We start from the raw sequence: 12,495 nt of genomic DNA, 5'->3' as shown, positions 1-12,495 counted from the left end.
GGAGCAATCATCGAATGAGTTTTGCTGAGAAACGATCAAACCGATCGGATTATTAGTACCAGTAAGCTTCATGGGTCGCCCCACTTCCACACCTGGCCTATCAACGTGGTAGTCTTCCACGATCCTCAGCGAAGCCTTGTTTTGAGGTTAGTTTCCCGCTTAGATGCTTTCAGCGGTTATCTATTCCATACTTAGCTACCCTGCTGCACAGCTGGCGCCATGACAGGTACACCAGAGGTATGTCCATCCCGGTCCTCTCGTACTAGGGACAGATCCTCTCAAGCTTCGAACACCCACGGCAGATAGGGACCAAACTGTCTCACGACGTTCTGAACCCAGCTCACGTACCACTTTAAATGGCGAACAGCCATACCCTTGGGACCTGCTCCAGCCCCAGGATGTGATGAGCCGACATCGAGGTGCCAAACTTTGCCGTCGATATGGACTCTTGGGCAAAATCAGCCTGTTATCCCTAGAGTACCTTTTATCCGTTGAGCGATGGCCCTTCCACTCGGGACCACCGGATCACTATGGCCGACTTTCGTCTCTGCTCGACTTGTCAGTCTCGCAGTCAGGCGGGCTTATGCCATTGCACTCGACGACCGATTTCCGACCGGTCTGAGCCCACCATCGCGCGCCTCCGTTACACTTTAGGAGGCGACCGCCCCAGTCAAACTACCCACCACGCCATGTCCCGGGACCGGATAACGGCCCTCGGTTAGACGTCAACGACAGTAAGGGTGGTATTTCAAGGACGACTCCACCAGAGCTGGCGCCCCGGTTTCATAGTCTCCCACCTATCCTACACATACGGTCGCTAACGCCAAGGCGAAGCTATAGTAAAGGTTCATAGGGTCTTTCCGTCTGACCGCGGGAACCCCGCATCTTCACGGGGAATTCAATTTCACTGAGCCTATGCTGGAGACAGTGGGGAAGTCGTTACGCCATTCGTGCAGGTCGGAACTTACCCGACAAGGAATTTCGCTACCTTAGGACCGTTATAGTTACGGCCGCCGTTTACCTGGGCTTCAGTTCGACGCTTTCACATCTCCCTTTAACCTTCAGGCACCGGGCAGGCGTCAGACCCTATACGTCGCATTGCTGCTTCGCAGAGCCCTGTGTTTTTGCTAAACAGTCGCTACCCCCTGGCTTGTGCCACTCAGTCCTGCTTGCGCAAGGTGAGTCACGCTTATTCCGAAGTTACGCGTGCAATTTGCCGAGTTCCTTCAGCATAGTTCTCTCAAACGCCTTGGTATGCTCTACCTGACCACCTGTGTCGGTTTCGGGTACGGTCTCTGCTGGAGTTATTTCCTGGGACAACGCCCCCGCACACACAATCCAATAAGTGGGTACGAGTTAAGCCATCCGTCACTTCCAGCTGGTGCAGGAATATTTACCTGCTTCCCATCGACTACGCTTTTCAGCCTCGCCTTAGGGGCCGACTAACCCTGCGCAGATTAGCTTTACGCAGGAACCCTTGGTCTTTCGGCGAGAGTGTCTCTCACACTCTTATCGTTACTCATGTCAGCATTCTCACTTCCGATACCTCCAGCCAGGCTCACGCCTGACCTTCACCGGCCTACGGAACGCTCCGCTACCGCTTGCAGTAAACTGCAAACCCATATCTTCGGCGCACGGCTTGAGCCCCGTTACATTTTCCGCGCAGGATCGCTTGATCAGTGAGCTGTTACGCTTTCTTTAAAGGATGGCTGCTTCTAAGCCAACCTCCTGATTGTCAAAGCAATCCCACATCGTTTCCCACTTAGCCGTGACTTGGGGGCCTTAGATGATGGTTAGGGTTGTTTCCCTTTTCACGACGGACGTTAGCACCCGCCGTGTGTCTGCCCGATAGTTCTCTTGGGTATTCGGAGTTTGGTTAGTATTGGTACCGCTCGCGCAGCCCGCAACCATCCAGTGCTCTACCCCCCAAGGAATTCGTCGGACGCTCTACCTAAATAGATTTCGCGGAGAACCAGCTATGTCCAGGTTTGATTGGCCTTTCACCCCTATCCACAAGTCATCCCAGAATTTTTCAACATTCACGGGTTCGGTCCTCCAGTTGGTGTTACCCAACCTTCAACCTGCTCATGGATAGATCACCTGGTTTCGGGTCGTCATACGTCGAACTTAGCGCCCTATTCAGACTCGCTTTCGCTGCGCCTACACCTAACGGCTTAAGCTTGCTCGACACATGAAGTCGCTGACCCATTATACAAAAGGTACGCCGTCACCGCGCTTGGCGGCTCCGACTGCTTGTAGGCTTCCGATTTCAGGATCTGTTTCACTCCCCTTGTCGGGGTGCTTTTCACCTTTCCCTCACGGTACTTGTTCACTATCGGTCGTAGAGGAGTACTTAGGCTTGGAGGGTGGTCCCCCCATGTTCAGACAGGATTTCACGTGTCCCGCCCTACTCGAGTCTCTTGCTGTTTGATGACTACGGGGCTTTCACCCACTATGGCCGACCTTTCCAGATCGTTCGTCTTTATTTCACAAGAGCACTGGCCTGGTCCCGGTTCGCTCGCCACTACTACGGGAGTCTCGGTTGATGTCCTTTCCTCCGGGTACTGAGATGTTTCAGTTCCCCGGGTTCGCTTAATGAAGCCTATATATTCAGCTCATTATACCTTTCAACAATCCGCCAATCGCTGCCCCGAAGAGCAGAGTTGGAAGACTGTAAAGGTGGGTTTCCCCATTCGGAAATAACCGGATCAAAGGGTGCTAGCGCCTCCCCGGTTCTTATCGCAGCTTGCCACGTCCTTCATCGCCTCTCTACGCCAAGGCATCCGTCAGAAGCCCTTCAACGTTTGATCGTTTCTCAGCAAAACTCATGCTTGGTTTATTCCGCCCGACTGGAAAGATGCCGGGGGACCAAGCCTGATTTTTGTCAGACAATGTCTTCTTCTCGAACAAGACCTCAAAGCTCAGGGGAGCCGGTCACGTTCTTCCTTTACGATATCAATGCCAGCCGGCGAGCGCCGACGGGCAATTCTTGATGCGATCACAAGATCCTGGTGGAGCCAGACGGAGTCGAACCGACGACATCCTGCTTGCAAAGCAGGCGCTCTACCAACTGAGCTATGGCCCCATTCCATCAGGAATGGTGCGAAGCCCAGGAGAGCTGTCATACGATACTGTCCAAGGCTGGAGTCCAGCAGGGCTGGTAGGCCCGGGCAGACTCGAACTGCCGACCTTACGCTTATCAGGCGTACGCTCTAACCACCTGAGCTACGGGCCTATGGCAGCGACAGCCGGGTCATAAACACCCAGGCTCGCGATCGCGTCACCAACTCAACGACCCGTATGGTCGAGGCGTCGATGACGAAAGTGGAAAGAGAAACGGAGACGGCGGCGTTCCGCATGTTTTGCTCGAAGCGCTACCGCATTGCTGCTTGAGCGCTTCTCGCTATGCGGAGCTTCAATAGGCCGTGAGACCTGGAGAAGCATCCTTAGAAAGGAGGTGATCCAGCCGCAGGTTCCCCTACGGCTACCTTGTTACGACTTCACCCCAGTCGCTGACCCTACCGTGGTCGCCTGCCTCCTTGCGGTCAGCGCAGCGCCTTCGGGTAGAACCAACTCCCATGGTGTGACGGGCGGTGTGTACAAGGCCCGGGAACGTATTCACCGCGGCATGCTGATCCGCGATTACTAGCGATTCCAACTTCATGCCCTCGAGTTGCAGAGGACAATCCGAACTGAGACGACTTTTAAGGATTAACCCTCTGTAGTCGCCATTGTAGCACGTGTGTAGCCCACCCTGTAAGGGCCATGAGGACTTGACGTCATCCCCACCTTCCTCCGGCTTAGCACCGGCAGTCCCATTAGAGTTCCCAACTAAATGATGGCAACTAATGGCGAGGGTTGCGCTCGTTGCGGGACTTAACCCAACATCTCACGACACGAGCTGACGACAGCCATGCAGCACCTGTGTCCTAGTCCCCGAAGGGAAAGCCAGATCTCTCTGGCGGTCCAGGCATGTCAAAAGGTGGTAAGGTTCTGCGCGTTGCTTCGAATTAAACCACATGCTCCACCGCTTGTGCGGGCCCCCGTCAATTCCTTTGAGTTTTAATCTTGCGACCGTACTCCCCAGGCGGATTGCTTAATGCGTTAGCTGCGTCACCGAAATGCATGCATCCCGACAACTAGCAATCATCGTTTACGGCGTGGACTACCAGGGTATCTAATCCTGTTTGCTCCCCACGCTTTCGAGCCTCAGCGTCAGTAATGAGCCAGTGTGTCGCCTTCGCCACTGGTGTTCTTCCGAATATCTACGAATTTCACCTCTACACTCGGAGTTCCACACACCTCTCTCATACTCAAGACACCCAGTATCAAAGGCAATTCCGAGGTTGAGCCCCGGGATTTCACCCCTGACTTAAATGTCCGCCTACGCTCCCTTTACGCCCAGTAATTCCGAGCAACGCTAGCCCCCTTCGTATTACCGCGGCTGCTGGCACGAAGTTAGCCGGGGCTTCTTCTCCGGGTACCGTCATTATCGTCCCCGGTGAAAGAATTTTACAATCCTAAGACCTTCATCATTCACGCGGCATGGCTGCGTCAGGCTTTCGCCCATTGCGCAAGATTCCCCACTGCTGCCTCCCGTAGGAGTTTGGGCCGTGTCTCAGTCCCAATGTGGCTGATCATCCTCTCAGACCAGCTACTGATCGTCGCCTTGGTGAGCCTTTACCTCACCAACTAGCTAATCAGACGCGGGCCGCTCTAAAGGCGATAAATCTTTCCCCCGAAGGGCACATTCGGTATTAGCACAAGTTTCCCTGAGTTATTCCGAACCTAAAGGCACGTTCCCACGTGTTACTCACCCGTCCGCCACTAACTCCGAAGAGTTCGTTCGACTTGCATGTGTTAGGCCTGCCGCCAGCGTTCGCTCTGAGCCAGGATCAAACTCTCAGGTTGAGTTGACTTCTGACCTAAGCTTGAAGACCACCGAAGCGGTCTTGGCATTAGTTCTACGTATTTTATTGACGAGTTCCCACGTCATCGATCCGAAGACCGACGCATGGTATCTTTTCAAAAAGACCGCAGATAGTCAGTGTCGTATGATAGTCTCTGAGGACTATCGCAAGAACACCGCCGCCTGCGTTTCTCTTTCCAAATCAACAATGTCAAAGACCTGGAACCTCCGGAGAGGCCCGACCGTTTAGCGCCGTGTCGTCGGCGGAGGCGGCGATTTAGAGAACCGCAAACCCCGTGTCAACCGCTCTTTTCAGAGATCTTTCGGAGAGAAGAGCGAACCCTTCAGACCGCAAGAAACCACCGGAGGAAAGCGAGGCTTACCTCTGAAAACCCGTCGGCGATTCGATTGGAGCGCGGAACCTAGTGAAACCAACCGATGAAAGCAAGAAGTTTTTCGCTTCTTTCTTCCGTGGGGCCTAGGAGATCTTCACCCCCGCGGCCCCGACGGCCAGCCCGTTTCCGAGCGAGGCGGCTCTATACGGAGACGCGGATTTGTCAGCAAGCGGATTCTGACAGGAGAAGGGAAGTTTCTCGCAAAACCGGAGTCGGCCAACAGCGTGCGCGACTCTCAGCCTGCAATATAGGTCCGCAAACTCTCGGCCTCGTGGGCGTGTTCGGCGATCTGGCACTTCACGACGTCGCCGATGGAGACGACGCCGACCAGACGATCCGCCTGCATCACCGGCAGATGCCGGATGCGCCGATCGGTCATGCGGGTCATCAAGGCCGACATCTCCTCGGCCGGTTCGGCATAGATCACCTTGGCTGTCATATAGTCGGCGACCGGACGGTCCAGCGCATCGGCGCCATCGGCCGCCAAGGCCTTGACCACATCGCGTTCGGAAAACACCCCGACGACCTGATCGCCGTCACAGACGACCAGCGCCCCTACCCGCTTCCGCTCCAGTTCTGCGCAAGCCTGCGTCACCGTCAGATCCGGCGCGATCGAGAAGACGGCGTTTCCCTTGGTCTTGAGGATCTCGGCGACGAACATCGCGGTCCCTTCTCTCTATAAGAGACGACCGCAGGGCCGGAATGGCGACAGGGCCGCTCAGGGAGCGATGATCGCTCAGCCCCGGTCCGGAATCAACGCGCCTCAGGGATGATGCGCGCCCCCGTTTCCGAACATCCGCCCCAAGGGACCGATCGCCAAAAAGCCGATGACGAAGCCGACCGCGTGGGCCTCCCAGGCGATCCTGGCCCCTTCGGCGCCGGGTAGTCCGCCGATCATTCCGGTCACGGCGTTGACCGCCATCCAGGTGATGGCCGCGCCGATCACGCGGCGATCGGCGATCGGCAGCACCCTGCCCTGCCCGCCCAGCAGTCGCGTCGCGGCGCCGATCAGGCCGAAGACGGCGCCGGACGCACCGACCATCGGCTCGCTGGATCCCCAGTGGATCAGTCCATAGCCCAACGACGCCAAGACGCCGCACCCCAGATAGAAGAGCAGAAAGACCGTCGGACCAACCTTGGTCCCGAACAGCCGCGCCACCGGCGTCCCGAACGCCAGCGCCGCCACCGCATTCATGATCGCGTGGGTCCAGCCGCCGTGCAGCAGCATGGCCGTCAGCAGGCCGCCCCATCGCCCCTGCTCCAGATCAATGGGCGCGAACGCCATGCTCATGCCCGTGTCCGGCAGGTCGCGCTGGAACAGATACAGCGTCGGCATCGACACGGCGACCAGCAGCACGACCAGCGGCACGTTGAACATCGGCTCTCGCGCCGGGCGGCTGTTCGGCGGATCGAATCGACCGGATGCATCTGACATGACGCCACAAATGCTCAGTGACCCGCGTCGCATCAAGCGCTTCTTAATAACCTTAATGCAGGTTTGGGTGCGGATCACGCTCGTGGTCCGGCGTCCGTTTGTGCGCGAGGAACCCCGGAATGCCCGCCAAGAGGCTATTTGTATCCACCGCCGTCATGGCCTTCGCCGCCGCTGCAAGCGTGCCGGCGATCGCGCAGTCGACGGGTTCGGGCGGCGCTGCGCGCTTCCAGCAGGGCTATGGCGGCGCGCGAACGGCTGCCAATACGGCCGCGACCGGCTATACCCGCGACGCCAACGGCAATCGGCTGATCGTCAACGGCATCATCCAGTCCGGCGCCTCGTCCTATTCCAGCCAGTCCGGCGGCGCGGCCTCGGCCTATGCCGGCGCGGGCGCGTCCAGCAACGGCGGCACGACAATCGGCGGCTCCACCGCCATCGGCAATCAGCTGAACGTGGTGGTCCAGGGCAGCCGCAACACCGTCATCGTCAACTCGACCCAGACCAACACCGGCGCCATCAACGCCGGCACGGCCCTGAACGGGAACATCGACCTGCCATGAGCCGCCGTCATCTCATCAAGGGGTCCGCCGCCGTCTCGGCCGTCGCCCTTCTGCTCGCCGGTTGCGTCAGCCCGGTCGCGGGTCCGTCGGGTCAATATGCGACGCCGATCGGCAATGCGCCGGTGACCGCAAACCCCACGCCCTATTCCGCCGCGCTCTATTGCCTGGCCGACTACGCGCGTCGCTACAACCTGCCCTCGCCGCGCATGGCCGTGGGCCGGATCAGCGACTACACCGGCACAGTGTCGTCTGATGGCGGCCGCCAGATCACCGGCGGCGCGTCCCTGATGGCGAACTCGGCGCTGGCCAAGGCCGGCGCCCGCATCGTTGAACGCTACGACACCTCGGTGTCCGAGCTTGAGCTGCGCTACGCCAACAACAAGCTGATCGGCGACCAGGCCCCCGACGCCAAGGGCGCCGAAGACACCCAGTACCGCCGCATCCTGGCAGGTCAGGTGCCGGGTTCGGACTTCTATGTCGTCGGCGGCATTACCGAGGTGAATTACAACATCCGCTCCGGCGGCTTCGACATCGCCGGCGGCGAGGTCGACAGCAACCGCCCCGGCTCGGGCATCGTCAACCACCGCGTCTATGTGATGAACATCGCCATGGACCTGCGCTTGGTCCAGACGACCACGCTGGAGGTCGTCGATGTCGTCTCCTATCAGAAGCAGATCATCGGCCGCGAAATCTCGGCCGGCGTCTTCGACTTCCTGAACGGCAACGTCTTCGATATCTCGGCCGGCACGGGCGGGATGGAGCCGACGCAGCTGGCCGTCCGCGCCCTGGTCGAACGGGCCACGGTCGAGTTCATGGCCAACCTCTATGGCGCGCCCGGCCCCGAAGTCTGCCTGAACCCCGCTAACGACCCGCTCGGCGATTCCACGGTCGGCCCGACCGGCGGCTATTATCCGGCCTATCCCACTCAGGACACCAACAATGGCCAGACCCGCGCCGATCCGTCTCGTTGGCATGATGGCCGCGACGGCGACGTTCGCCGCGCTCGCCACTGAAGCGAGCGCCCAGCAAACGCCGGCCTGCGATCCGCAAGCCGGCGAAGCCTGCTCCAGCACCCAGACCCAGACCGGCGACGTCACCGGCCTGGTGGACATCGACCTGTCCGTCGATCAGGTGACCGTCAGCACAAACGCCCAGGGCAATGCGCTGGCGGGCGGGGTCACGGCCGCCTCTGCCGGCCTAGTCTCGCGCCAGTCGATGACCGGCGCGACGGTGGCGCGCAGCAATGTGGTCGTGAACGGCGAGGCGGACGGCCAACTCAGCGTCGATACGACCGCGCGCGGCAACTACCTCGGCGTCACCACCGATCGCGCAACCTTCGCCGTGGACGCCAGCCAGTCCGCGACCGGCGACCGGGTCGAGGCCGGAACCTATATCCAGGCGCCGAACGGCCGCGTGCTGCAGGGCGGTTTCGCGACCAGCACCGCCGTCGCCAACACCGTCGCCCTGGGCGGCCCCTCCTCGTCCCTGACCGGCGTCATCGACCAGAGGGCCCAGACCACCGTCTTCGCCGAGACCGTCGCCGACGTTCAATACATCCCCGCGCCTGCGACCTTCTCGTCCCAGGCCGTCGCCAATGCGGTCCAGACCAATACGACCGGCGCCTCGCACCAGGATCTGGCCATCCGTCAGTCCAACGCCGCCTCGACGACCGAGGCGCGCACCGACGTCTATGTCGACAACGGCTGGGACCTGACGGTCGGCGCCAACGCCGGCGCCAACCAGGCGATCACCGCCAACGCCGGCGGCTCCATGCTGATCCAGACGGACCAAGCCAACGCCGGCCGCGTTCGCGCCGACGCCCGCGTCCAGACCAATCTCCAGGGCCAGACGGTTCTGGCGGCCCGCAGCGTCGCCAACGAGACGGTCGCCGGCAACAACGACATCTATCTGAAGCTGGACAACACTCAGCTGAATACCGGCGGGGTCGAGGCCAACGCGACCTATGTCGGCGTCAACGGCTATGACGCCTACGTCGGCTCCGACGCGGTCGGCAATGTGGTGACGGGCTATGCCTGTTCCCAGTGCGGCGGCGACGTCAACGTCAACAACACCCAGACCAACAGCGGCAATGTCACCGCAACCACCAACGCCACGGTCTCGTCCGGACGCACCGCCGTGGTCGGCGCCAACGCCGTCGGCAACAGCGCTAGCTTCTACATCAGCCGCCCCGGCGGCTGATCCGAACATGACAAGTCGGTAAGGTTCGCCAGCGCCGCTTGTGGCGAAGGCAAGCACACTTTACACATCCGGCATCGCGCCATCGGGGGTTGCGGTTTCGGAGTGATCTTATGCGTTCTGCGCGTCATCTGCTGCTTGTCGCCGTCTCGGGACTGGCCCTGACCACCGGGGCGTTCGCCGCTCCTGCTCTTGCCCAAACCACGCCGCCCTCTGCGGCCGCCGCCGGTCAGGTCGCGCCGTCAGCCCCCTGGGCCCAGGCCGCCAGCGACATTCCAGCCGATCCGGCCGTCCGTTACGGCCTGCTGCCCAACGGCATGCGCTACGCCCTTCTGCACAATGCGACGCCTCCGGGTCAGGCCTCGTTCCGCCTGCGCATCGACGCCGGCTCGCTGATGGAGCGCGACGACCAGAAGGGTCTGGCCCACTTCATGGAGCATATGGCCTTCAACGGCACCAAGGACGTGCCGGAGAACGAGATGCTTCGCATCCTCGAGCGCCTGGGCCTAGCCTTCGGCGCCGACACCAACGCCTTCACCAGCTTCGACCAGACCGCCTATATGCTGGAGCTGCCCAACACCAAGGATGAGACGGTCGATCCCAGCCTGCACATCCTGCGCGAGATGATGTCGGCGGCCCTGATGGCGCCCGACGCCATTGATTCCGAGCGCGGCGTCATTGTCGGCGAGAAACGCACCCGCGACACGCCGCAACTGCGCGTGCTGAAGACCCAGCTCGGCCTTCTGGCCCCCGGCCAGCGTCTGTCGGAACGTCTGCCGATCCGCGACCTCGACATCATCCGCACCGCACCGCGCCAGCGCTTCGTCGACTTCTACGACGCCTACTATCGCCCCTCGCGCGCCACCTTCATCGCCGTGGGCGACTTCGACGTGGATGCGATGGAGGCCAAGGTCCGCGCGGCCTTCGGCGACTGGAAGCCGACCGCCGCCGATGGTCCCGAGCCCGACCTGGGAACCGTCGCCCCGCGTCAGCCGCAGACCAGCATCCTGGTCGAGCCGGGCATCCAGTCGTCCATCCAGATCAACTGGATCAAGGCCCCGGACCTCAGCCCCGACACGGCCGCCGAACGCGCCGCCGACGTCCGTCGCGGCCTGGGTCTGGCCGTGCTGAACCGTCGTCTGGGCGAGATCGCCCGCGCCGACAACCCGCCCTTCATCGGCGCCGGAGCCGGTTATCAGTCGCTGTTCGACAGTCTTGACGCCGGCACCCTGTCGGTCGCCTTCAATCCCGGCGGCTGGCAGCGCGCGCTGGAAAGCGTCGAGCAGGAAAGCCGTCGCCTGGCCGAATATGGCGTCAGCGACGCCGAGCTGCAGCGCGAAATCGTCAACACCCGCACCGCGCTTCAGAACGCCGTCGCCTCGGCCGCGACCCGTTCGACCCCGGCCCTGGCGACCGGCCTCCTGGGCGCCGTCAACGACGACCAGGTCTTCAGCTCGCCCCAGACCAACCTCGATCTGTTCAACAAGGCCGTCGAAGGCCTGACCGTCGATCAGGTCAATCAGGCGACCAAGGCGGTGTTTGAGGGCCAGGGGCCGCTGCTGCTGTTCAGCTCCCCCGTCCCGGTCGAGGGCGGCGAGGCCGCCGTCACCGCTGCGCTGGAAGCCTCGCGCAACACCCCGGTTCAGGCCCGCGCCGCCGAGGCCGAGCTGAAATGGCCTTATGACAACTTCGGCGCCCCGGCGGTCCCCGCCGCCCGTTCGGAAGTCGCAGATCTGGGCGCGACCCTAGTCCGCTTCCCGAACGGGACCTTGCTGAACATCAAGAAGACCGACTTCCGCGCCGATCAGATCCTGGTCAGCGCCCGCACCGGTCTAGGCGAACTGGGCCTGCCTGCCGACACCCTGTCGCCCCTGTCGATGGCCAGCACCGTCCTGGCCCCCGGCGGTCTGGGCAAGCTCAGCCTGGACGAAATGAACCGCGTGCTCAGCGGCCGCACCTATAGCGCCGCGGTCAATCAGGCTGGCGACGCCTATATCTTCGCCGGCGCCACCAAGCCCGCCGATCTCCAGCTGGAGCTTCAGGTCCTGGCCGCCTATCTGACCGATCCGGGTCTGCGCGGCGCCTCGTTCGAACAGACCAAGGCCATGTTCCCGCAGATCCTGGCCCAGCTGGGCGCCACACCGCGCGGCGTCTTCCAACGCGACGCCTCGGGCCTGCTGGCCAGCGGCGACGCGCGTGAGACGACCCCGACGGCCGAACAGATCGCCGCGATCCAGATCGACGACATCCGCTCGGGCGTTCGCTCGGCCCTGGCCCAGGGTCCGGTCGAGATCACCGTCGTCGGCGACGTCGACGTCGACGCGGTCATCGCCGCCGTCGGCTCGACGTTCGGCGCTCTGCCCTCGCGCGGTGCGGCGCCGACGCCGCCCGCCGGCTCGACGGTGCGCAAGTTCCCGGCCCCGACCGCCACGCCGGTCCAGCTCTATCACACCGGACCCGCCGAACAGGCATTGGGCTTCGTCGCCTGGCCGACCACCGACCAGGTCGAAGATCGCAAGACCGCGCGTCAGCTTTCGATCCTGTCGGACGTTCTTCAGCTGCGCCTGAACGACGAAATCCGTGAGAAACAGGGTCTGGCCTATTCGCCCAGCGCCGGCTCGACCGCCTCGGACACCTATCCGGGCTACGGCTTCATCTCGGTGACCGCGGAAACCCCGCCGGCCGCCCTGCCCAAGCTGTTCGAGACGGTGGACGCCATCGCCGCCGACCTGCGTGACAATCCGATCAGCGAGGACGAACTGAACCGCGCCCGTCGCCCGGCGGTCGAGCGTATCCGTCGCAGCATGGCCGACAACGGCTACTGGCTGACCCAGCTGTCGCAGGCCCAGAGCGATCCGGCGACGCTGGACCAGACCCGCAACCAGATCGCCACCCTGGAAGCCGTCACCGCCGCCGAACTTCAGGCCCTGGCTCGCCAATATCTGAAGTCCGACAGCGCCTGGCGCGCCACCGTCACCGCTCAACTAACGGCGCAGTAAC

General features: G+C 61.8%; 6 protein-coding genes, 2 tRNA genes and 2 rRNA genes. 4 read left to right on the top strand and 6 right to left on the bottom strand.

Features of this window, described 5'->3' with window-relative positions:
• Positions 1-31 precede the first annotated feature (31 nt).
• From LG306_RS07270 to LG306_RS07245, 6 genes are all read right to left on the bottom strand, one after another.
• A 23S ribosomal RNA gene (locus LG306_RS07270) occupies positions 32-2,810 on the bottom strand.
• Between the two features lie 199 nt (positions 2,811-3,009).
• Positions 3,010-3,085: transfer RNA gene (locus LG306_RS07265), tRNA-Ala, on the bottom strand.
• Between the two features lie 73 nt (positions 3,086-3,158).
• Positions 3,159-3,235, bottom strand: a tRNA-Ile gene (locus LG306_RS07260).
• 215 nt (positions 3,236-3,450) lie between these two features.
• A 16S ribosomal RNA gene (locus LG306_RS07255) occupies positions 3,451-4,911 on the bottom strand.
• Together the 16S and 23S rRNA genes with 2 tRNA genes alongside form the textbook arrangement of a ribosomal RNA operon.
• Positions 4,912-5,539: 628 nt before the next feature.
• The gene (locus tag LG306_RS07250; RefSeq protein ID WP_404419366.1) at positions 5,540-5,965 is read right to left on the bottom strand and encodes a CBS domain-containing protein; all 426 of its coding nucleotides are present in this window, start codon (positions 5,963-5,965) and stop codon (positions 5,540-5,542) included.
• 102 nt (positions 5,966-6,067) lie between these two features.
• Complete coding sequence (locus tag LG306_RS07245; protein WP_404419364.1) at positions 6,068-6,739, bottom strand: rhomboid family intramembrane serine protease; 672 nt, start codon at positions 6,737-6,739, stop codon at positions 6,068-6,070.
• A 119-nt stretch (positions 6,740-6,858) separates the two neighbouring features.
• Between LG306_RS07245 and hfaA the strand changes: the two genes are divergently transcribed.
• The 4 genes from hfaA (at position 6,859) to LG306_RS07225 (ending at position 12,494) form a co-directional block, all read left to right on the top strand.
• A complete protein-coding gene (gene hfaA, locus LG306_RS07240; RefSeq protein ID WP_404419362.1) occupies positions 6,859-7,299 on the top strand; it encodes a holdfast anchoring protein HfaA in 441 nt (146 codons plus the stop codon).
• The gene (hfaB, locus tag LG306_RS07235; RefSeq protein ID WP_404419360.1) at positions 7,296-8,312 is read left to right on the top strand and encodes a holdfast anchoring protein HfaB; all 1,017 of its coding nucleotides are present in this window, start codon (positions 7,296-7,298) and stop codon (positions 8,310-8,312) included. The genes hfaA and hfaB overlap by 4 nt, the downstream gene beginning before the upstream one ends.
• Positions 8,239-9,498 (top strand): holdfast anchor protein HfaD, encoded by a 1,260-nt coding sequence (gene hfaD, locus LG306_RS07230; protein WP_404419358.1) that lies wholly within the window; start codon positions 8,239-8,241, stop codon positions 9,496-9,498. Before hfaB ends, hfaD begins: the two co-directional genes overlap by 74 nt.
• A 110-nt stretch (positions 9,499-9,608) precedes the next feature.
• The gene (locus tag LG306_RS07225) at positions 9,609-12,494 is read left to right on the top strand and encodes a M16 family metallopeptidase (RefSeq protein ID WP_404419356.1); all 2,886 of its coding nucleotides are present in this window, start codon (positions 9,609-9,611) and stop codon (positions 12,492-12,494) included.
• Position 12,495: the final 1 nt, after the last annotated feature.

The sequence above is a fragment of the Brevundimonas vesicularis genome, from assembly GCF_044807075.1.
Taxonomy (GTDB): Bacteria; Pseudomonadota; Alphaproteobacteria; order Caulobacterales; family Caulobacteraceae; genus Brevundimonas; species Brevundimonas vesicularis_G.
Note: the sequence above shows the minus strand (reverse complement) of the source record. Positions and strands in the feature narration are given on the sequence as shown.